This window comes from Delftia sp. Cs1-4 (genome assembly GCF_000214395.1).
Taxonomy (GTDB): domain Bacteria; phylum Pseudomonadota; class Gammaproteobacteria; order Burkholderiales; family Burkholderiaceae_C; genus Comamonas; species Comamonas acidovorans.
The window spans coordinates 2,167,888-2,189,673 of sequence record NC_015563.1 but is presented as its reverse complement, the minus strand read 5'-3'; the positions used below and the strand labels follow the sequence as shown (position 1 = coordinate 2,189,673).

19 protein-coding genes are annotated in these 21,786 nt (G+C 65.2%); 5 read left to right on the top strand and 14 right to left on the bottom strand.

What is annotated here, in order from left to right; genetic code table 11:
* Positions 1-2: 2 nt before the first annotated feature.
* From phoR to pstS, 7 genes are all read right to left on the bottom strand, one after another.
* The gene (phoR, locus tag DELCS14_RS09710; RefSeq protein WP_012206711.1) at positions 3-1,397 is read right to left on the bottom strand and encodes a phosphate regulon sensor histidine kinase PhoR; all 1,395 of its coding nucleotides are present in this window, start codon (positions 1,395-1,397) and stop codon (positions 3-5) included.
* 118 nt (positions 1,398-1,515) lie between these two features.
* On the bottom strand, positions 1,516-2,211 hold the full coding sequence (gene phoB / locus DELCS14_RS09705; protein ID WP_012206712.1) for a phosphate regulon transcriptional regulator PhoB: 696 nt from the start codon (positions 2,209-2,211) through the stop codon (positions 1,516-1,518).
* 20 nt (positions 2,212-2,231) lie between these two features.
* Positions 2,232-2,933, bottom strand: coding sequence for a phosphate signaling complex protein PhoU (gene phoU, locus DELCS14_RS09700; protein ID WP_012206713.1), 702 nt, complete (start codon positions 2,931-2,933; stop codon positions 2,232-2,234).
* A gap of 13 nt (positions 2,934-2,946) precedes the next feature.
* Positions 2,947-3,729, bottom strand: a complete 783-nt coding sequence (gene pstB, locus DELCS14_RS09695; RefSeq protein ID WP_012206714.1) for a phosphate ABC transporter ATP-binding protein PstB — start codon at positions 3,727-3,729, stop codon at positions 2,947-2,949.
* A 38-nt stretch (positions 3,730-3,767) separates the two neighbouring features.
* Entirely contained in the window at positions 3,768-4,631 is an 864-nt protein-coding gene (gene pstA / locus DELCS14_RS09690) for a phosphate ABC transporter permease PstA (protein WP_034398840.1), read from the bottom strand.
* Between the two features lie 17 nt (positions 4,632-4,648).
* Positions 4,649-5,587 (bottom strand): phosphate ABC transporter permease subunit PstC, encoded by a 939-nt coding sequence (pstC, locus tag DELCS14_RS09685; protein WP_012206716.1) that lies wholly within the window; start codon positions 5,585-5,587, stop codon positions 4,649-4,651.
* A 171-nt stretch (positions 5,588-5,758) separates the two neighbouring features.
* Positions 5,759-6,799, bottom strand: a complete 1,041-nt coding sequence (pstS, locus tag DELCS14_RS09680; protein WP_013801471.1) for a phosphate ABC transporter substrate-binding protein PstS — start codon at positions 6,797-6,799, stop codon at positions 5,759-5,761.
* A gap of 245 nt (positions 6,800-7,044) precedes the next feature.
* Between pstS and DELCS14_RS09675 the strand changes: the two genes are divergently transcribed.
* Entirely contained in the window at positions 7,045-8,529 is a 1,485-nt protein-coding gene (locus tag DELCS14_RS09675; protein ID WP_013801470.1) for a Ppx/GppA phosphatase family protein, read from the top strand.
* 68 nt (positions 8,530-8,597) lie between these two features.
* Here DELCS14_RS09675 and ppk1 read toward each other — a convergent pair whose 3' ends face one another.
* Complete coding sequence (gene ppk1, locus DELCS14_RS09670) at positions 8,598-11,051, bottom strand: polyphosphate kinase 1 (protein ID WP_043795915.1); 2,454 nt, start codon at positions 11,049-11,051, stop codon at positions 8,598-8,600.
* Positions 11,052-11,263: 212 nt separating this feature from the next.
* Between ppk1 and DELCS14_RS09665 the strand changes: the two genes are divergently transcribed.
* The gene (locus DELCS14_RS09665; RefSeq protein WP_013801468.1) at positions 11,264-12,244 is read left to right on the top strand and encodes a Ppx/GppA family phosphatase; all 981 of its coding nucleotides are present in this window, start codon (positions 11,264-11,266) and stop codon (positions 12,242-12,244) included.
* Positions 12,245-12,363: 119 nt separating this feature from the next.
* Positions 12,364-14,217: an EAL domain-containing protein gene (locus tag DELCS14_RS09660; protein ID WP_013801467.1), complete on the top strand. Its 1,854-nt coding sequence runs from the start codon at positions 12,364-12,366 to the stop codon at positions 14,215-14,217.
* A gap of 109 nt (positions 14,218-14,326) precedes the next feature.
* On the opposite strand, the gene glmM is transcribed toward DELCS14_RS09660, so the two are convergent.
* From glmM to DELCS14_RS09640, 4 genes are all read right to left on the bottom strand, one after another.
* Positions 14,327-15,670 (bottom strand): phosphoglucosamine mutase, encoded by a 1,344-nt coding sequence (gene glmM, locus DELCS14_RS09655; protein ID WP_013801466.1) that lies wholly within the window; start codon positions 15,668-15,670, stop codon positions 14,327-14,329.
* Between the two features lie 16 nt (positions 15,671-15,686).
* Entirely contained in the window at positions 15,687-16,523 is an 837-nt protein-coding gene (gene folP, locus DELCS14_RS09650) for a dihydropteroate synthase (RefSeq protein WP_013801465.1), read from the bottom strand.
* 142 nt (positions 16,524-16,665) lie between these two features.
* A complete protein-coding gene (ftsH, locus tag DELCS14_RS09645; RefSeq protein WP_016447469.1) occupies positions 16,666-18,588 on the bottom strand; it encodes an ATP-dependent zinc metalloprotease FtsH in 1,923 nt (640 codons plus the stop codon).
* A gap of 170 nt (positions 18,589-18,758) precedes the next feature.
* Positions 18,759-19,412, bottom strand: coding sequence for an RlmE family RNA methyltransferase (locus tag DELCS14_RS09640; RefSeq protein WP_013801463.1), 654 nt, complete (start codon positions 19,410-19,412; stop codon positions 18,759-18,761).
* A gap of 31 nt (positions 19,413-19,443) precedes the next feature.
* On the opposite strand from DELCS14_RS09640, the gene DELCS14_RS09635 reads away from it, so the two are divergent.
* Together DELCS14_RS09635 and DELCS14_RS09630 are read left to right on the top strand one after the other, a co-directional pair.
* A complete protein-coding gene (locus tag DELCS14_RS09635) occupies positions 19,444-19,917 on the top strand; it encodes a YhbY family RNA-binding protein (RefSeq protein WP_013801462.1) in 474 nt (157 codons plus the stop codon).
* Between the two features lie 13 nt (positions 19,918-19,930).
* Positions 19,931-20,725, top strand: a complete 795-nt coding sequence (locus DELCS14_RS09630) for a hypothetical protein (RefSeq protein WP_013801461.1) — start codon at positions 19,931-19,933, stop codon at positions 20,723-20,725.
* A 77-nt stretch (positions 20,726-20,802) separates the two neighbouring features.
* Here the strand turns inward: DELCS14_RS09630 and DELCS14_RS09625 are convergent, their stop codons facing one another.
* Complete coding sequence (locus DELCS14_RS09625) at positions 20,803-21,246, bottom strand: DUF4149 domain-containing protein (RefSeq protein ID WP_013801460.1); 444 nt, start codon at positions 21,244-21,246, stop codon at positions 20,803-20,805.
* A 44-nt stretch (positions 21,247-21,290) separates the two neighbouring features.
* Entirely contained in the window at positions 21,291-21,767 is a 477-nt protein-coding gene (greA, locus tag DELCS14_RS09620; protein WP_012206729.1) for a transcription elongation factor GreA, read from the bottom strand.
* Positions 21,768-21,786: the final 19 nt, after the last annotated feature.

Sequence of the window (21,786 nt, the reverse complement as noted above, 5' to 3'; positions counted from 1 at the left end):
GCCTATGCGGCGCGGCTTTCGCGGGCCTCGCCGACTTCGCGTGTGCCTGGGGCCGCGATGCGGACGCGGCTGGCCGGAAAGGTCACGGAAAACTCCGACCCCTGGCCCGGCGCGCTGGTGATGCCCAGCTTGGCGCCATGGCGCTGCAGCACATGCTTGACGATGGCCAGGCCCAGGCCCGTGCCGCCGGTATCGCGCGAACGGCTGCGGTCCACACGGTAAAAGCGTTCTGTCAGACGCGCCAAGTGCTTGGGTTCGATGCCTGGCCCGGAGTCCTGCACGGCAAAGCGTGCCGATCCATCAGGCAGGCTCTCCCAGGTCACCTCGATGCGCCCGCCTGCCGGCGTGTAGCGCATGGCGTTGGCCAGCAGGTTGGAGAAAGCGCTTTGCAGCTCGGCGCTGGCGCCGGCCACCTCACCGGCCTGCGCCAGCATCTCGGCCGACGGAAAGCTCAGCGCATGCGGCAGGGATTGCTTGCGCGTGAGCATGGAAGACAGGCCGCGTGCCTCGTTCTCGCAGCGCTGCATCAGTTGGGCCACGGGCACCCATTCGTTGCTGCTGGGCAAGGGGCTGCCCTCCAGGCGCGACAGCGCCAGCAGGTCTTCCACCAGATGCTGCATGCGCTCGGCCTGCTGGGCCATCAGTCCCAGGTAGCGGTTGCGCTCCTCGGGCTCCAGCGGCAGGTTCTGCAGCGTCTCCACAAAGCCCACGAGCACGGTCAGCGGCGTGCGGATTTCATGCGAGACATTGGCCACGAAGTCGCGGCGCATGGCCTCTGCCTGCTCCACCGCGGTGACATCGCGCGCCAGCAGCAGCTTGCGCCCTTCGCCATAGCCATACAGCTGCACCGACAGCTTGACGGGCCGCGAGGCCGTGCTTTCGCGGCCCTGCATGACCAGGTCGCGTGAGAAATCCTGGGTGGCGAAGTAGGCGCTGAACTCGGGGTCGCGCACTAGGTTGCCAATACTTTGCAGCAGGTCGCGTTCGGCATCGAAGCCGAACTGCCGCGCCGCGATCTGGTTGCACCATTCGATGCGCCCATCGGCGTCCAGCAGGACCACGCCATTGGGGCTGGCCTGCAGGGCGGAAAGAATGTCGTTGAGGCGCTGATCGCCCTGCTGCACCTGCTGCACGCTCTGGCGCAGCCACCGGCGCATGCGCACGCTGGCTTCCCCCCAGATTCCGCTGAGCTCGGGCGCCTCCCGCAGCTCCGACTGGCGCAGCCAGGACAGCAGGCGCATGGCGTTCCAGCTGTCCACCAGCCACCAGATCCAGCCCGCGCACAGCGCCCCCGTCAGGGCCGCCACGGCCTGGGCGGCCATGCCGGGGCTGGAGGCGGACATGACGCCCCAGAGCCACCAGCCCAGCAATGCGCCCGCGATCTGGGACGCCAACAAGCGGAAACCTCGCCAACCCATACTTGCGCCTTCTTTGCGTTGTATTCGCTGCCCTGGGCAGCGGCGCCATGGCATGACCCGCGAAGGCCATGCGTGGATTCATGCGGAAAAAACGGCCTCAGGCCAGCGCCTGCGCGCTGAGCCGGTAGCCGGCGCCGCGTACCGTCTCGATCAATGCACCGGCCATGCCCAGCGCCTCGCGCAGCCGCTTGACGTGCACGTCCACCGTGCGCTCCTCGATGAAGACGTGATCGCCCCAGACCTTGTCCAGCAACTGGGCACGGCTGTGCACGCGCTCCGGGTGCTTCATCAGGTAGTGCAGCAGCTTGAACTCGGTGGGGCCCACCTTGATCATGTCGCCCTGCCAGCTCACGCGGTGCGCGGCGGCATCGAGCACCAGCTCGCCGATATTGACCTTGTCCTGAATCTGCTCGGGCGCACGGCGCCGCAGCACGGCACGGATGCGCGCGAGCAGCTCCTGGGTCGAGAAGGGCTTGGTGATGTAGTCATCGGCGCCCGCATCGAGCCCCGCCACCTTGTCAGGTTCATCGCCGCGCGCCGTGAGCATCAGAATGGGCACAGCCTTGGTGCGGCTGTCCGCGCGCCATTTGCGCGCCAGGGACAGGCCGCTGGCGCCGGGCAGCATCCAGTCAAGCAGGATCACGTCGGGCAGCACGGCATCCAGCTCGCGCTGAGCCGTCACGCCATCCTCGGCCCAGACCGGCTGGAAGCCGTTGTGCCGCAGGTTGACAGCGATCAGCTCCGCGATGGCGGGCTCGTCCTCGACGATGAGGACCATGGGCATCTTCTTCATCCGTTGTTCGCCTCCGGCACTTACAGCACTGCCGACTCAATGGCATCCATGGTCTGGTGACGGACATCCTTGCCCTCCACCAGATAGATGATCAGCTCGGCCACATTCTTGGAATGGTCGCCGATGCGCTCGATGGCCTTGGCCAGGAACAGCAGGTCCAGGCTGGCCGAGATGGTGCGCGGGTCTTCCATCATGTAGGTGATGAGCTTGCGCACGAAGCCGTCGAACTCCTGGTCGATCAGATCATCTTCCTTGAGGATGGCCACGGCAGCCTTGGTATCCAGGCGCGCAAAGGCATCCAGCGTCTTGCGCAGCAGGCCCGAGGCCATCTCGGCCGCCGTGCGCAGGTCGCCCGTGGGCAGGGAGCGCGCAGCACCGCTTTCGATGATGGACTTGACCATGCGCGCCATCTTGTGCGCTTCGTCACCCATGCGCTCCAGATTGGCCGTGGCCTTGGAGAAGGCGATCAGCAGGCGCAGGTCGCGCGCCGTGGGCTGGCGCCGGGCGATGATGGACGAGAGCTCGTGGTCGATCTCCACTTCCATGGCGTTGACGCGCTTTTCCGCGGCATCGACCTGCTCCACGGCCTCGATGCTGAAGCGCGACAGCGCATAGACCGCCTGGCGGATCTGGGACTCGACCAGGCCGCCAAGCTCCATGACGCGCGCAGAGACGCGGTTGAGTTCGCTGTCGAACTGGCTGGAAAGGTGTTTTTCGTTCATCGATTGCTCCTGCTCAGCCGAAGCGGCCTGTGATGTAGTCTTCCGTTTCCTTGCGCTGGGGCTTGAAGAACATCTGCTCGGTGTCTCCGAATTCCACCAGATCGCCCAGGTACATGTAGGCCGTGTAGTCGCTGCAGCGCGCTGCCTGCTGCATGTTGTGCGTCACGATGACGACGGTGTAGTCGTTCTTCAGCTCGGCAATCAGCTCCTCGATCTTGGCCGTGGAGATCGGGTCCAGGGCCGAGCAGGGCTCGTCGAGCAGCAGCACTTCGGGCTTGATGGCAATGCCGCGCGCGATGCACAGGCGCTGCTGCTGGCCGCCGGACAGGCCCGAGCCGCTTTGCTGCAGCTTGTCCTTGACCTCGCCCCACAGGGCCGCCTTGCGCAGTGCCCATTCCACACGGTCGTCCATGTCGGAGGAGCTGAGGTTTTCAAACAGCTTCACGCCGAAGGCGATGTTGTCGTAGATGGACATGGGAAACGGCGTGGGCTTCTGGAAGACCATGCCCACCTTGGCGCGGATCAGCGCCACGTCCTGCTTGCTGGTCAGCAGGTTCTCGCCGTCCAGCATGATCTGGCCTTCGGCGCGCTGCTCGGGGTACAGCTCGAACATGCGATTGAAGGTGCGCAGCAGCGTGGACTTGCCGCAGCCCGACGGGCCGATGAAGGCCGTGACCTTCTTTTCGGGGATGTCCAGGTTGATGCCCTTGAGGGCGTGGAACTTGCCGTAGTAGAAGTTCAGGTCGCGAACCGTCAGCTTGGAGGAGTTCAGCGCGGTGGAAGAGGTCGCAGTCATTGCGTGATCCTTGTCCTTGTTGATTGCTTATTGCTGCATTACTTCTGGCGGGTCAGGAACCGCGCCAGGATATTGAGACCGAGCACCGCCACGGTGATCAGGAACACGCCGGCCCAGGCCAGTTGCTGCCAATTCTCGTAGGGGCTCATCGCGAACTTGAAGATCGTCACCGGCAGGCTGGCCATGGGCTTGGACAGGTCGGCATTCCAGAACTGGTTGTTCAGCGCCGTGAACAGCAGCGGAGCAGTTTCCCCGGCAATGCGGGCCACGGCCAGCAGCACGCCGGTGATCACGCCGGCACGCGCTGCACGCAGCGTCACCATGATGATGACCTTCCATTTGGGCGTGCCCAGTGCATAGGCCGCTTCGCGCAGGCTGGCAGGCACCAGCACCAGCATGTTCTCGGTGGTGCGGATGACCACGGGAATCACGATCAGCGCCAGCGCCACCACACCCGCATAGCCGGAAAAGCTCTTGAAGCGCGCCACGACCACGGTGTAGACGAACAGGCCGATCACGATGGAAGGCGCCGACAGCAGGATGTCGTTGACGAAGCGCGTGGTATTGGCCAGCCAGCCGCGCGCATCGTATTCGGCCAGGTAGACACCGGCCATCACGCCGATGGGCGTGCCGACGAAGGTGGCCAGCGCCACCATGATCAGCGAGCCGAAGATGGCGTTGGCAATGCCGCCCGCCTCATTGGGCGGAGGCGTCATTTCGCTGAACAGCGCCAGGCTCAGGCCGCCGATACCCAGCGTGATGGTTTCCCACAGGATCCAGACCAGCCAGAACACGCCGAAGGCCATGGCAGCCAGCGACAGGGTCAGCGCCACCTGGTTCACGCGCTTGCGCTTGGCGTACTTGGCCTGGCGCACGCGAGTCAGTTCGGCGGCATTGATCATCTTGGTGGAGGTGCTGCTCACGAGCGGGCTCCTTCATTCTTCTGCAGACGGTTGAGCAGCACCTTGGAGCAGGCCAGCACCACGAAGGTGATGAAGAACAGCACCAGGCCCAGATAGATCAGCGAAGCCTGGTGCAGGCCTTCGCCCGCTTCGGCAAACTCGTTGGCCAGCGCCGAGGTGATGCTGTTGGCAGCCTCGAAGACAGACAGAGAGTTGAGCTGGTTCATGTTGCCGATCACGAAGGTGACGGCCATGGTCTCGCCCAGCGCACGGCCCAGACCCAGCATCACGCCACCGAGCACGCCGGTCTTGGTGTAGGGCAGCACGACCTTCCAGACCACTTCCCAGGTCGTGGAGCCCAGGCCGTAGGCCGACTCCTTGAGCAGGGCCGGCGTGACTTCGAACACATCGCGCATCACCGAGGCGATGAAGGGGATGATCATGATGGCCAGGATGATGCCGGCCGACAGGATGCCGATGCCCACGGGCGGGCCGGACACGAAGGCTTCCAGATAAGGAACGCCCTGAAACAGCTTTTGCAGCGGCTGCTGCACATAGGTGGAGAGCACGGGACCGAAGACCATCAGGCCCCACATGCCGTAGACGATGGAAGGCACGGCAGCCAGCAGCTCGACGGCGGTGCCCAGCGGGCGCTTGAGCCAGGCGGGCGACAGCTCGGTGAGGAACAGGGCGATGCCAAAGCTCACGGGCACCGCAATCAGCAACGCGATGGCCGAAGTGGCCAGCGTGCCGTAAATCATGACCAGGCCGCCATATTCGTTGCGAACGGGGTCCCAGACGCTGCGGCCCAGAAAGCTCAGGCCGTATTCATAGATGGCGGGCCAGGCGCCGACCAGCAGCGAAGCCAGGATGGCCAGCAGCAGGCCCAGCGTCAGCAGCGCGGCCAGACGCGCGAGAGCGCCAAACAAGCGATCCGCCACGCGCCCCGACAGCATCGGGGGGCGTAGCGGAGAAGGTGTGCGTCGCTGGGAAGCCTGTGCGGAGGCGGCCAGCGAGTTCGAGGGCGACGTTGTGGACACGTGAGGCGCCTTTATTCGCGGTTTGTGGGGAGATCAGGGGGGCCATGATGCACCTGCCGGCGGTGCGCCACGGCCCCTTTTCAGGGTTTACTTCAGGGAAATCGCGGTACCCGAGGCGTCCTTGACTTGACCCCAGGATTGGAAGATCACGCTCTTGACGGCGTCAGGCATGGGCACGTAGTCCAGGTCGGTGGCGGTCTTGTCGCCGGACTTGTAGGCCCACTCGAAGAACTTCAGCGAGGCAGCGGCCTGTGCGGGCTTGTCCTGGGCCTTGTGCATGATGATGAACGTGGCCGAGGTGATGGGCCATGCATCCTTGCCGGGCTGGTTGGTCAGGATCTGGTAGAAGCTCTTGGCCCAGTCGGCACCGGCGGCAGCGGCCTTGAAGGTGGCGTCGTCGGGCGACACGAAAGCGCCGCCAGCGGTCTGCAGCTGCGTGTAGGTCAGCTTGTTTTGCTTGACATAGGCGTACTCGACGTAGCCGATGGAGTTGGGCAGGCGGCCCACGAAGGCGGCCACGCCTTCATTGCCCTTGCCGCCGGCACCCGTGGGCCAGTTCACGGCCTTGCCTTCGCCAACCTTTTCCTTCCACTCGGCATTGACCTTGGACAGGTAGTTCGTGAAGCCGAAGGTGGTGCCCGAGCCGTCAGCACGGCGCACGGGAGCGATCGTGGCGTCAGGCAGGGTCACGCCGGGGTTCAGGGCCTTGATGGCCTCGTCGTTCCACTTGGTGATCTTGCCCAGGTAGATGTCGCCCAGCACCTGGCCGGTCAGCTTGAGCTGGCCGGGCTGGATGCCCTTGATATTGACCACGGGCACGATGCCGCCGATCACGGTGGGGAATTGCACCAGGCCCTTCTTGGCCAGTTCGTCGTCCTTGAGCGGCTCGTCCGAAGCACCGAAGTCCACGGTCTTGGCTTCGATCTGCTTGATGCCGGCGCTGGAGCCCACGGACTGGTAGTTGATCTTCACGCCGGTGGCCTTGTGGTAATCGGCGGCCCACTTCGAGTACAGCGGCGCAGGGAAGCTGGCGCCGGCGCCGGTGGCTTCCTGCTGGGCCAGGGCCTGGCCCATACCGCCCGCAGACAGAGCACCAGCCACCAGAATGTGAATCACAGACAACTTCATGTACAGACCTCTTAGGGGTTGAAAGATGCGATGGCTGGACTGTAAGAAGGCTTTGTGACATTGATATGACACGGAGAAAAGGCGTCACAAATGCTGGGCCATAGTCTGTAAGACCCGGGTCATCGCGGTGTCACAATTCCGTCTTAGTCTTGTGCCTCGCACGAGCTGGCACCAGACAAGCGCAGCCCTGCCACCCGGCACCGCTGCGCACTCCTGCTCGACGAATCTTGATTGGCGTTTCTTTCATGGCACCAGAATCCCTGCTCGCCGCCGTTGACCTCGGATCCAACAGCTTTCGCCTAGAAATAGGCCGCGTCGGCAGCCACCAGCGCATAGAGCGCGTGGAATATCTCAAGGAGACCGTGCGCCAGGGCAATGGGCTCAACGAGCACCATGAGCTGACCGACGAGGCCATGCAACGCGGCTGGGACTGCCTGGCACGCTTTGGCGAGCGACTGGCCGGCTTTCCTGCCGACCAGGTCCGCGCCGTGGCCACACAAACCCTGCGGGAGGCCCGCAACCGCGATGTCTTCATCGCACGCGGCAGCGCCCTGCTGGGCTTTCCCATCGAGGTCATCTCGGGCGAGGAAGAGGCCCGGCTGATCTATCGCGGCGTCTCCAGCCTGTTGCCGCCCTCGCAGCAGCGGCGCCTGGTGGTGGACATTGGCGGCCGCTCGACCGAAGTCATCATCGGCCAGCATGGCGAGGCGCGTCAGGTGGCCTCCTACCCCATAGGCAGCGTCGCCTGGAGCACGCAGTTCTTTGGCGAAGGCACGCTGTCGCGCGCACATTTCTCGGCCGCCATCAAGGCCGCGCAGGCGGCCCTCACCCAGACCGTCTCGGCCTACCCGGCCACTGCATGGGACTGCGCCTATGCCTCGTCGGGCACGGCCAACGCCGTGGGCGACATCCTGGCTGCCAACGGATATTCCGGCGGGCTGATCACGCCCGACAGCCTGCGCTGGCTGCATGAGCAGCTGATGGAGGCCGGCCATGTGGACCGCATCCGGCTGGCCGGACTCAAGGAAGACCGCCGCGCCGTCATCGCCGGAGGCCTGAGCATCCTGATTGCGGCCCTGGGCCTGCTGGGCATCAATGAACTGGAAGTCGCCCAGGGCGCGTTGCGCCAGGGCGTTTTGCACGACCTGCTGGAGCACGAGCCCCCCGCCGACCGCGAGGCAGCCGAAATTGCCGCGCTGCAGCAGGACTTCGGCATTGACGCCCCGCATGCGCTGCGCGTGCGCAAGGTGGCACGCTGGGCCTGGCAATCGCTGCACGCACAACAACCGCCCGATGCCCTGTCCACGCATGCACTGGACACGGCCGCCAGCCTGCACGAGATCGGCATGCGCATCTCACTGAGCGCCTACCACCGGCACGGCGCCTACATCACCGAGCACTGCGGTGCCGCGACATGGCCCGTGGAGCTGCGCGCGCGCATCACCCAGCTCGTGCTCGGCCACCAGGGCAAGCTGCGCAAGCTGGAAGCCGCCATCGAGGACCAGGCCGTGGCCTGGCCCCTGCTGGCACTGCGGCTGGCCGTGCAGCTGTGCCATGCCCGGCGTGACCCCGATCTGCAGGGCATACGCCTGCATCGCTCGGACAGCGTCTTTCACCTGACCGTGCCGGAAGGCTGGGCCAAAAGCTATCCCCAGTCCGCCCAGCTGCTGCGCACCGAGGCCGTGGCCTGGCAGAAGACGCCCTGGACCTTGCAGCTGCATCTGCACTGAGCACGGCCACCCGCTTCGGCTTGCGCCGGGATGGCGCGGGGCGGCCGGCCCGCCGGCCGTGACGCAGCTCAGACCTGGGGCCCGTAGCGCTCCATCAAGGCGCACTGCGCACCCAGGCCCGTGGTCGGATAGGGTGCACGCTGGTAGGCACCATTGGCCTCCAGGGTCCAGGCATCGCGGTTGTCATACAGGCCAGCGACCAGGCATTCGTCTATCACCTGCTGGCGCAGCACGGGGTCGCGCACGGGCCAGGCCAGCTCCACCCGGCGCATCATGTTGCGGTTCATCCAGTCGGCGCTGGACAGCAGCAGTTCCTGCTGCTTGCCCCAGGCAAAGTAGAAGACGCGCGAGTGCTCCAGGAAACGGCCGATGATGGAGCGCACGCGGATGTTGTCGGTCCAGCCCTTGCGCTGCGGCGGCAGCATGCAGGCACTGCGCACGATGAGATCGATGCGCGCGCCCTGCTGGCCGGCACGCACCAGGGCCTGCATGAGCAGCTCGTCGGTCAGCGCATTCATCTTGAGCACGATGCGCGCCTCTTCGCCGCGTTGCGCCGCCTCGCCCACCTGGTTGATCAGCGCCAGCATGCGGTCGTGCAGCTGGAACGGCGCAATCACCAGCTGGTGCAGCTTGGGCAGGCGGTTGTGGCTGGACAGGTGGCTGAACACGGCATCCATATCGGCCGTGATCTGCGCATCGCAGGTCAGCTGGCTGATGTCCGTGTACAGGCGCGCCGTGCGCACGTTGTAATTGCCGGTGGACAGGTGTCCATAGCGCTTGAGCTGCCCGCTGCGCTTTTCGCGGCGCGTGATCAGCAGCATCTTGGCGTGCGTCTTCAGGCCCAGCACGCCGTAGACCACCTGGGCGCCCAGGGCCTCCAGCTTCTCGGCGGAGTTGATGTTGGCCTCTTCGTCAAAGCGCGCCTTGAGCTCCAGCACGGCCAGCACCTCCTTGCCGCGGCGCACGGCCTCGGCCAGCAACTGCATGATTTCGGAGTCGGACCCGGTGCGGTAGATGGTCTGCTTGATGGCCAGCACCTCGGGGTCGTTGACGGCCTCGCGCAGCAGCTCCAGCACGCCGTCGAAGCTCTCGAAAGGCTGGTGGATCAGCACGTCACGCTTGCGGATCTGGGCCATCACCGAGCGGCCCGGCTGCAGCTGGCGCGGCCATGCCGGCCGCCACGGCGGGAACAGCAGCGCGGGGTCATCGACCAGATCGACCAGCTGCGACTGGCGCACCAGGTTCACGGGCCCCTTGACGCGGAACAATGCCTCGGTCGGCAGGCCGAACTGGCCCAGCAGCAGGTCGGACAACATGGGCGAGCAGGCAAAGGACACCTCCAGCCGCACGGCCTGGCCGTAGTGGCGGTGGTGCAGACCCTGGCGCAGCGCCATGCGCAGGTCGCTGACATCGTCCTCATCCACCGCCAGGTCCGAATGGCGGGTGACACGGAACTGCGCGAACTCCGCCACCTCACGCCCCGGGAACAGCTCGACCAGATGGGCGCGCACGATGCTGGAGATGCTCACGAACAGGCGCTGCTTGCCCGCGATCTTCTCCGGCAGGCGCACCAGGCGAGGCAAGGCGCGCGGGACCTTGACGATGGCCACCTCGTTGGCGCGGCCGAAGGCATCGACACCCTTGAGGCGCACGATGAAGTTCAGCGCCTTGTTGGCCACCTGGGGAAATGGATGGGATGGGTCCAGGCCCACCGGCATGAGCAGGGGCTGGACTTCGCGCAGAAAGTATTCGCGCACCCATTTGCGCTGGGCGCTGCTGCGCTCGCCATGGGAGACCACGCGTATGCCCTGCCCCGCAAAGGCAGGAATCAGCGATTGGTTGTACAGCGTGTACTGGCGCAATACCAGCTCATGCGCCTTGTCCATCAGCGAGCGAAAGCTCTGCAGCGTGTACAGGCCCTTGGCGTCGCCGGCCTTGGCCGCCGTCACATGGGGGGCGCAGCGCACCTCGAACCATTCGTCGAGATTGGAAGAGACGATGCACAGGTAGCGCAGCCGCTCCAGCAGCGGCACATCCTCGCGCACAGCCCAGTCCAGCACGCGTTCGTTGAACGCCAGGATGCAATGGTCGCGGTCCAGAAACTGTTGTTGCTGCTGCTGTTGCTGTTGCACTTCACCGCTTTCGGCTGTGGCGTACAGGCCAGTGTATGCCGCGGCGGCCAGCCCCGCAGCAGAGACCGGGGCAGACGCTGGCATCGCCTGGCCCTGCAATTCCAGCAGGGCGGTGGAAAGGCTTTTGGCCAGGGGCATCATCGGGACATTCAAGGGTGCACAGACGGGTATGGGCGCTGTCTCGCGGGCCATGCCCAGCGAGGCCGGCCCTGCGGGCATGGTGCGCAGCCCCTGTTCATGTTCTGGCTCGGCAGGCGCGGCAGAGGCGCTGGCGGGAATCGGCGTGAATGTCTGGGGCATGGATGCAGGGGCCCGGCCTGTGCAGGACCCGGTAGTCACCCCGTGGACCGGGGATTCGGGCAGTCTGCCCCGGGTTTGTGACATGTTCATGACATAGATCCCAACCACGCATGACACCTGTCATACAAGCGACTTCCGGCAATGAATGGCTGCGCTGGCGCTGTCATGCAAAGGTCATGACCAGGTCACGCAGCCACGAGGGCCACGCTGTATCGCCAGGGTGCTAAGCTCACTGCCATCCCCCTGGATGGCGTTGGCTGCTGCAAACCTGCCGCAGCCGTGTCGTCGTCCGCCTTTCGCGCATGCCCTCTTCCAATCCCCCCGAAAGCCGCCTGGCCGCCATCGACATTGGCTCCAACAGCTGCCTGCTGGCCATGGCCCGCAGCGACGGCGCAAAGGTACAGCTGTTCAGCCACCGCAAGGAAGCCATACGCCTGGGCAGCGCCCTGGACGCACAGGGAGCCCTGAGCCTGGAGGCCATGCAGCGTGGCTGGGCCTGCCTGGAGCGCTATGCGCAGGTGCTGGGCGACCTGCCCCGCCACCGCGTTCGTGCCGTGGCCACGCAGACGCTGAGAGAGGCATCGAACCGCCAGGTCTTCCTGGACGAAGGCCAGCGCATCCTGGGCTGCGCCATCGAAGTCATCGACGGCGAGGAAGAAGCGCGCCTGATCTATCGTGGCGTTGCCCAGTTGCTGCCGCCCGGTCCCCAGCGGCGGCTGGTGGTGGACATCGGTGGCCGATCGACCGAGCTGTGCCTTGGCCAGCAGCGGCAGGTGCTGCAGGCACGCTCCTTCGCCTTCGGCAGCGTGACCTGGGCATTGCGCCACTTTCCCGATGGAGAGCTGTCGGCCCAGGCACTGTCCCAGGCCGAAGCGGCGGTGGCCGACATCATTGCGCCCGAAGCCGCGCGGTTTGCCGCCGGGCAGTGGAGCCATGCCTATGGGTCCTCCGGCACGGCCGGTGCCATCGTCAAGGTGCTGGCACATGCACCCGATGGCACGGCCGGCTGGATCACGCGGCAGGGACTGGACTGGCTGCAGGCGCAGTTGCTGCGTGCAGGGCATGTCAGCCGCGTGAACATGGACGGGCTCAAGGAAGAACTGCGTCCCATGATCGGCGGCGGCATGAGCGTGATGCGGGCGATCTTCTCCAGCCTGGGCATCGAGCGCATGCGCGTGACGCATGGCGCCCTGCGGCATGGCGTGCTGTATGAGCTGGCCGATCGGCTGGATGCCGAAGCCTCCGGAAAACACAGGCGCAGGCAAGTTGCACCCGGCCCATGACGGCCCATGACGGCCCAGGCCCTGCTTGCGTCAGGGAAGGCCGATAGAGTGTTTTCCGCACAAGTGCTACACTTTGTAAGCTTCCCACCCTCCCTTCATTACCGCCCCACCGCTTCGCCATGTCCGCGCCGACGATTGCGTACGACCCTGTACTCGAACGTCCGTCTTCGATGATGGCGGCGTCCTTGCAACGCAGCCTGCGCGAGCAGCAGGCCCTGCTCGACAATGCCGGCGTCGGCATCGTCTTCATTCGCCAACGCGTCATCGTCCGCTGCAACCAGTGCTACGCAGACATCTTCGGCTACGCGGGCGAGCATGCGCTGGTGGGCATCAACAGCGAACACCTGCATCCCAGCCGTGATGAGCTGCGCAGCCTGGGACGCGAGGCCTACCGCACGCTGAGCGCCGGCCTGTCCTTTCGCACGCAGCGCCGCCTGCGCCGCAAGGACGGCAGCCTGTTCTGGGGAGAGCTCACAGGGCGGCTCATCAATCCGGGCGATGCGCGCGAGGGATCGATCTGGATCGTGAGCGATATCGACGACCGCCTGCGAGCCCAGCAGGCCCTGAGCCAGGCCCACGAACTGCTGGAGCAGCAGGTGCGCGACCGCACACGCGAACTCAGCGCCACGGTGGAGAACCTGCACCGGGAGATTGCCGACCGCAAGCTGGACCAGGAACGCATCTACTGGATGGCGCACTACGACGCGCTCACCGGCCTGCCCAACCGCACGCTGCTGGCCGAGCGCAGTGCCCGCGCCATCGAGCTGGCCAAGGCCAACGACACGCCGCTGGCCGTGATGTTCCTGGACCTGGACCACTTCAAGCATGTCAATGATTCGCTGGGCCATCGCGTGGGCGATGCCCTGCTGGTGGAGATTGCCCGCCGCCTGCGTGCCGTCGTGCGCGACCGCGATACGGTGGCCCGCATCGGCGGCGACGAATTCGTGCTGCTGCTGCCCGGCGCCAATGCCCAGGGTGCGGCCCGCGTGGCCGGCAAGCTGCAGGAGGCGTCGCGCCAGGCCTACCAGATCGACCGCCATGAGCTGACCATTGCGCCGTCCATGGGCATTGCGCTGTACCCGCGCGACGGCCACGACATCGACTCGCTGACCCAGGCCGCCGATGCGGCCATGTACCACGCCAAGCAGGCCGGCCGCAACACCTACCGCTTCTTCACTCCGCAGATGCAGGCCCAGTCCCTGCGAGCCCTGCAGCTGGAGAATGCGCTGCGCCGGGCGCTGGAGCGCAATCAGCTGTATCTGCACTATCAGCCGCAGATCACGCTGAGCACGGGCCGTGTGCGCAGCGTCGAGGCGCTGCTGCGCTGGGAGCACCCGGAACTGGGCTCGGTCTCGCCGGCCGAGTTCATTCCCGTGGCCGAGGACAGCGGCCAGATCCTGCAGATCGGCGAATGGGTGCTGCGCAGCGCCATGCAGCAGTTGCAGGTCTGGCGCAATGCGGGCCTGCGCGACCTGAAGGTGGCCGTGAATCTTTCGGCCATCCAGTTCCATCAGCAGCAACTGCCCGAGATCATCAACCGCATCCTGCTCGACAGCGACCTGCCGGCCGATTCTCTGGAGCTGGAGCTGACCGAAGGCGTGGCCATCCATGATCCGCGCCAGGCGACAGCCACCATGGACCGGCTGCGCGAGCACGGCGTGCGCCTGGCCATGGATGACTTCGGCACCGGCTATTCATCCCTGAGCCAGCTCAAGCGCTTTCAGATCTACAAGCTCAAGATCGACCAGTCCTTCATCCAGGACCTGGACCACGACAGCAACGACCGCGCCATTGTCAGCGCCATCATCCGCATGGCCCAGGCCCTGGGCATGCAGACCACGGCCGAGGGCGTGGAGACCGAGGCACAGCTGGAGTTCCTGCGCGAGCAAGGCTGCGATGAGGCCCAGGGCTACCATTTCAGCCGCCCGCTGGCACCAGAGGCGCTGGAGTCCTTCTTGCGCAGCCAGGGCTGACCGGGCCGCATCACCGCGCGCATCGCATCACCTCGCGCACCGGAATCCAGACGAAAAAAAAGCCGGGGCATGAAGCCTCGGCCTTCCATGCACAGGAGCGTGCAACCGCTCAGGCAACCGGCGAATTCTTGGCCACGCTGGCCAGGCGCTCGGCACAGCGGCTGGCCTGATCGCCATCGCGCGCCTCCACCATCACGCGCAGCAAAGGCTCGGTGCCGCTGGCTCGGATGAGCACACGCCCCGTATCTCCCAGCTCGGCCTGGACGGCCTCGGTGGCCTCTTCCAATTGGGTGTTGCGCTTCCAGTCCTGGCCCGGCTGCAGCCGCACGTTGAGCAGCACCTGGGGAAACAGCTGCACGGACGACAGCCACTGCGACAGGCTCTTGCCCGAGCGCACGCAGGCCTGCAGCACCTGCAGCGCGCTGACCAGGCCGTCGCCCGTAGTGTGCTTGTCCAGCGCCAGCAAATGTCCCGAGCCCTCACCGCCCAGGGTCCAGCCCTGGCGGTGCAGCTCTTCCAGCACATAGCGGTCGCCGACCTTGGCACGCACAAAGCCCACGCCCTGGGACTTCAGCGCCACCTCCACGGCCATATTGGTCATCAGCGTGCCCACGGCGCCCGGCACGGCCTCGCCGCGCGCCAGCCGGTCGGCTGCCAGCAGATACAGCAGTTCGTCGCCGTTGTAGAGCCGCCCTGCCGCATCGACCAGCAGCAGCCGGTCGGCATCGCCATCCAGCGCCACGCCGAAGTCGGCCTTGTTGGCGCGCACGGCCAGCACCAGAGCCTCGGGGTGCGTGGCACCCACGTCTTCGTTGATATTGAGTCCATCGGGCGCACAGCCTATGGCCACCACATCGGCCCCCAGTTCATGGAAGACCTTGGGTGCGATCTGATAGGCCGCGCCATGGGCCGCATCGACAACGATCTTCACGCCCTTGAGCGTGAGCGCATGGTCAAAGGTGCTCTTGCAGAACTCGATGTAGCGCCCTGCCGCGTCTTCAAGGCGCCGGGCCTTTCCCAGAGCGGCAGAGTCGGCCCACACGGGATCTTCGGTCAAGGCCTGCTCGACCTCTTCCTCCCAGGCATCGGGCAGCTTGGTGCCCTGTGCGCTGAAGAACTTGATGCCGTTGTCGTAATAAGGGTTGTGGCTGGCGCTGATGACCACGCCCAGGCTGGCGCGCTGGGCGCGCGTCAGGTAGGCCACGCCCGGGGTGGGCAGGGGACCGAGCAGCATCACGTCCACGCCGGCCGAGTTGAAGCCGGACTCCAGGGCACTTTCCAGCATGTAGCCCGAGATCCGGGTGTCCTTGCCGATCAGCACCATCGGGCGGGCTTCCTTGCGCCGCAGCACACGGCCCACGGCGTGCGCCAGGCGCAGCGAGAAGTCGGGGGTGATGGGCGAGCGGCCCACCAGGCCGCGAATTCCATCGGTACCAAAATATGTGCGTGCCATAGTGCTCCTTTGTTGTTCAGTTGTTGTCGTGCATGGTCTGCCAGACCGTCAATGCCGCCACCGTATCGGCCACGTCGTGCACGCGCACCACGCGCGCACCCCGCTCCACGGCCAGCAGCGCCGCCGCCACACTGGGCACCATGCGCTGGCCCTGCGCAAGGCCACTGACCTGCCCGAGCGAGCCCTTGCGCGACCAGCCCGCCAGCAGCGGGAAGTCTAGGCCCAGCAATTCCTGCTGGCGCGCAAGCAGCGAAAAATTCTGCGCCACGCTTTTGCCGAAGCCGATGCCGTAGTCCCAGACAATGCGCTCGCGCGCCACGCCCTGGGCCAGCAGGGCATCGCTGTGCAACTGCAGGAAATCGCGCACGGCGGGCACGGCATCGCCTTGCATGGGCGTGGTCTGCATGTCCTGCGGCGTGCCATGCATGTGCATGAGACAGATGCCGCAGCGCGGGTGCGCGGCCACCACCTGCTGCGCGCCCGGCTGGCGCAGCGCCCAGATGTCGTTGACGATGTCGGCCCCCAGATCCAGCACGGCCTGCATGACCTCGGGCTTGTAGGTATCGACGGAGACAGGCACGCCCAGTTGCACCGCGCCCTGCACCACGGGCAGCACGCGCCGCAATTCCTCGTCCAGCGGCACGGCCGGTGAGCCGGGCCTGGTGGACTCGCCGCCGATGTCGAGGATGTGCGCGCCTTCACCGACCAGCTGCTCTGCATGCCGCAAGGCCTGCTCCACCGTGTTGTGCCGTCCGCCGTCGGAAAACGAGTCGGGCGTCACATTGACGATGCCCATGACCAGTGGACGCTGAAGGTCTAGAACAAAGCGCGAAGTCTGCCATTGATGCGGCATGGGATTTCCTGAAGGTAGGCGCTTGCCGGACCGGGCCCCTCGCTCGGCCACCGCTGCGGGCGATTGAGCACATCCTGCAAGCAAAGCAAAAGGGCCCCTCGGGGCCCTTTGCATGGGATTGGCAGATTCTGCGGCAAGCAGATCAGGCCGTGGTGGGCGCAGGGTCGGCATCCACTGCCGGCGTGCCGCCGGACGAGTTGCCACCGTCGGACGACGGCGGGTTGCGCGGCACCCAGTCCTTGGGAGGACGCGGCTCGCGGCCGGCCATGATGTCATCGAGTTGCTCGGCGTCGATGGTTTCCCAGTCGAGCATGGCCTTGGCCATGGCATGCATCTTGTCGGAGTTGTCCTCGATCAGCTTGCGCGCCAGTCCGTACTGCTCGTCGATGATGCGGCGAACCTCCTGGTCCACCTTCTGCATCGTCTGCTCGCTCATGCTGTTGGTCTTGCTCATCGAGCGGCCCAGGAATGGCTCGCCTTCCTGCTCCGCATAGACCATGGGACCCAGCGCGTCGGTCATGCCATAGCGCGTGACCATGTCGCGTGCGATCTGCGTGGCCCGCTCGAAGTCGTTGCTCGCGCCCGTGGTCATCTGGTTCATGAACACTTCTTCGGCAATGCGTCCACCGAACAGCATGGCGATCTGGTTGAGCATGAACTCCTTGTCGTAGGAGTAGCGGTCCTTCTCGGGCAGGCTCATCGTCACGCCCAGCGCACGACCGCGCGGGATGATGGTGACCTTGTGCACGGGATCGCACTTGGGCAGCAGCTTGCCGATCAGTGCGTGGCCCGCCTCGTGGTAGGCCGTGTTGCGGCGCTCTTCCTCGGGCATGACCATGCTCTTGCGCTCGGGGCCCATGATGATCTTGTCCTTGGCCTTCTCGAAATCCTGCATCTCGACGGTACGCGCATTGCGGCGCGCGGCCATCAGGGCTGCTTCGTTGCAGAGGTTGGCCAGATCGGCACCCGACATGCCGGGCGTGCCGCGGGCGATCACGCCCGGATTCACGTCCTGGCCGACAGGAATCTTGCGCATGTGCACATTGAGGATCTGCTCGCGGCCGCGGATATCGGGCAGCGTCACATACACCTGGCGGTCGAAACGGCCGGGACGCAGCAGGGCGGCATCCAGGATGTCGGGACGGTTGGTCGCAGCCACGACGATCACGCCGAGGTTGGTCTCGAAGCCGTCCATCTCGACCAGCATCTGGTTCAGGGTCTGTTCACGCTCATCGTTGCCACCGCCCAGGCCTGCGCCGCGCTGGCGGCCCACGGCGTCGATTTCATCGATGAAGATGATGCAGGGTGCGTTCTTCTTGGCGTTCTCGAACATGTCGCGCACACGGGCAGCGCCCACGCCGACGAACATTTCCACGAAGTCGGAGCCCGAGATGCTGAAGAACGGAACCTTGGCTTCACCAGCGATGGACTTGGCCAGCAGCGTCTTGCCGGTACCCGGAGGCCCGACCAGCAGCAGGCCACGCGGAATGCGGCCGCCGAGCTTCTGGAACTTGTTGGGGTCCTTGAGGAAGTCCACGACTTCCTTGACCTCTTCCTTGGCTTCGTCGCAGCCTGCAACGTCGGCAAAGGTCACGGTGTTGTTGTTCTCGTCCAGCATGCGCGCCTTGCTCTTGCCGAAGCTGAAAGCACCGCCCTTGCCGCCGCCCTGCATCTGGCGCATGAAGTACACCCACACGCCGATCAACAGCAGCATGGGGCCCCAGCTGACGAGCAGGGTCATGAGGACCGAGCCTTCTTCGCGGGGCTTGACGTCGAACTTGACGTTGTTGTTGATCAGATCGCCCACGAGCCCACGATCCAGGTAGGTGGCCGTGGTGCGCACCTTGCGATCATCGTTGGTCGTGGCCACGATCTCGGTGCCGCCGGGGCTTTCCTGGATGGTGGCGCTCTTGATGCGGTTGCTGCGCACCTCTTCCAGGAACTCGGAGTAACCGACATGGGACGCGCCGGCGCCGCCACGGGTGTCAAATTGTTTGAACACCGTAAACAGCACCATGGCGATGACCAGCCAGACGGCAATTTTTGAAAACCACTGATTGTTCAAGCGGGGCTCCAATGGGGATACAGATAAAACGACTTCCAGCGTGCTCGAAGCGTATTTGCGGTTCATTTTAGGTGTTTCAAGCTGGCTGGTCGCCTATATCCCTCTATAGCAGCCATAGCTTGAATGCGGTCTTGACCCGCGTCAGGGCCGCGCCGGGCGGCTGTGCAGGGCTACCTGAGCCCCATGCCCACCAGAAACGTCTCCGAAGACTTGTCGCGCGAGGACTTGGGCTTGATCGGCTTGACCACCTTGAAGGTCTGCCGGAACAGCGCTACCAGGTCGTCGTAGGCCCCGCCGTGAAAGAGCTTCACGACCAAGGCCCCTTCAGGTTTCATATGGTGGATGGAAAAATCAACCGCCAGCTCCACCAGCAGCGCAATGCGCGCCGCATCCGTCGTACCGTTGCCCGACAGGTTGGGAGCCATGTCGGAGACCACCACATCGGCCTTGCCACCGCCCAGCGCTTCCTGCAGCTGCGCCAGCACCGGCTCCTCGCGGAAATCGCCCAGAATGAACTGCACGCCCTCGATAGGCTCCATGGGCAGCAGATCCAGCGAGATGATGCGACCATTGAGCGCGCCCACCGCCGCGCCTTCTGGCGACAGACAGCGGCGCACATACTGGCTCCACGCTCCTGGCGTAGAGCCCAGGTCCACCACCGTGGCACCCGGCCGGATGAGCTTGAGCTGCTCGTCGATCTCCTTGAGTTTGTAGGCCGCGCGAGCGCGGTAGCCGTCCTTCTGGGCGGCTTTGACGTAAGGATCGTTGACGTGGCTGTTGAGCCAAGCCTTGTTGACCTTCTTGCTTTTTGTGTTGACTTTCATGCTGGATTCTTTCAGCCTCGATAATACGGCCATGCCCCAAATTCAATTGACTCCCGCCGAGCGCCGGGAACACCGCGCCAACGCACACCACCTGGACCCCGTGGTCCTCATCGGAGGTGACGGCCTGACGGCTGCCGTGCAAAAGGAGGTCAACGCCGGCCTTAACGCACATGGCCTGATCAAGGTCCGTGTCTTCAACGACGACCGCGCCGCACGCGAGCAGATGTATCTGCAGCTGTGCGACGAACTTGGCGCTGCACCCATTCAACACATCGGCAAGCTGCTGGTGCTCTGGCGCCCCATGCCAGAAAAGGAAAAAGCCGTCGACGAGAACCGCATGCCCGGTCCTCGCGATGTCAAGCTGCTCAAGTTCAGCAAGCGCTCGGGCCAGAAGCCCGAGGTCAAGCAGATCCGCGTGCTGGGCAACCAGCGCCTGACGGCAGGTGGCCAGGTCAAGCGCGCCAAGCCCAAGCAAAAGTCGGTCAAGAAGCGCCAGGCAGACTGAGTCCGCCGCATCCATGACCGTAGCATCCCATGCCGCCAGCGTGGCCCAGGCCGCGCAACCGCCCTCCGCCTCCCCCTCTGCGCAGCAGCGCTTCGTGATCTGCATGAAGTGGGGCAAGAAGTACGGTCCGGAGTATGTCAACAGGCTCTACGCCATGGTGCGTCGGCATCTGAAGGGCGATTTTCGCCTTGTCTGCCTGACCGATGACGGCGTGGGGATTCGTGACGAAGTCGAATGCCTGCCCATTCCGCCGCTGAACCTGCCCGCCGGCATTCCCGAGCGCGGCTGGAACAAGCTGGCCACCTTCAGTGCCGACCTGCATGGCCTGCGCGGCACGGCGCTGTTTCTTGACGTGGACGTGGTCATCACCGGGCCGCTGGACGATTTTTTCACCGAGCCCGGCGAATTCCTGATCATCCACGACTACAAGCGCCCCTGGCGCATCACGGGCAATTCCTCGGTGTACCGCTTCGAGCTGGGTGCACACCCCGAGGTACTGGACTACTTCCGCACGCATTTCGAAGAGATCCGCAGCAGCTTCCGCAACGAGCAGGCCTACCTGTCCGACATGCTGCACAAGCAGGGCAAGCTCAAGTACTGGCCGCAGGCCTGGTGCCCCAGCTTCAAGTACCACTGCATTCCCGCATGGCCGACGAACTACTGGAAGCCGCCCTTCGTGCCGGATGGTGCACGCGTGGTGATCTTCCACGGAGAATGCAACCCGCCCGACGCGTTGGCCGGCCGGCGCAATCGGCGCTTTCGCTATATCCGGCCTGCTACCTGGGTGGCCGAGCACTGGCACGAGTAAGCAGCTCGACCCACAAAAAAACGCCCGCGCTTGCGGGCGTTTTCGTTTGGCATGGCACCGAACCGGCAGGACCGGGATCAGGCCGTGGCCTCGGCTTTCGCTTGAGACAGACTGCCTATGCGCCACAGCACGACGAGCGCACACAGCCACTGCAGCGCATACATCACCGTGCCCACGCTGTGCCACAGCTTGAGGTTGTCGCGTGCAACGATGCGCGGCGACACGCCGTACTGGACCAGAAATGCCAGCAGCATGCCTGCGATCACAAAGCCCAGACAGGCCTTGGCCCAGGGCTGCAGGACCGGCTCCTTGTTGCGCCGGGACAGGACCAGCAGCAGGGCCGCGCAGGCGATGGACACCCAGGTCTGCGCGGCAAACAGCTTGGCTGCCATGAAGCCCGCGACAGCCGGCGTGGGCAATTGGGCGAACAGCATGGGCACGGCCATGAAGCCGATGGCCGACAGGCTGCCCCACCACAGAGCAGCAGCCAGCAGGGGAACGCGTTCGTACAGGTTGCTCATGGGCTTAGGCCTTCCTCAATGATCGAGGCACAGGCGCCGACGCATCAGAGGTAGCGCACCGACACCACTTCATAGCGGCGCTCGCCGCCCGGTGCCTGCACGACGGCGGTATCGCCCTCTTCCTTGCCGATCAGCGCGCGCGCGATGGGGCTGGAGACGTTGATCAGGCCCAGCTTGAGGTCGGCCTCGTCCTCGCCGACGATCTGGTACTTGACCGTGTCGCCGCTGTCTTCATCCTCGAGCTCCACCGTTGCACCGAAGACCACGCGGCCACCGGCATCCACGGAAGAGGGATCGATGATCTGGGCAGCCGACAGCTTGCTCTCGACCTCGGCAATGCGGCCTTCGATGAAGCCCTGACGATCCTTAGCGGCCTCGTATTCGGCGTTTTCGCTCAGGTCACCCTGGGCACGTGCCTCGGCGATGGCCTGGATGATGGAGGGACGCTCCACGGTTTTCAGGCGGTGCAGTTCGTCCTTGAGCTTCTCGGCTCCGCGCTTGGTGATGGGAATGGTGGCCATTGAAAAGTCTCCATGTTCA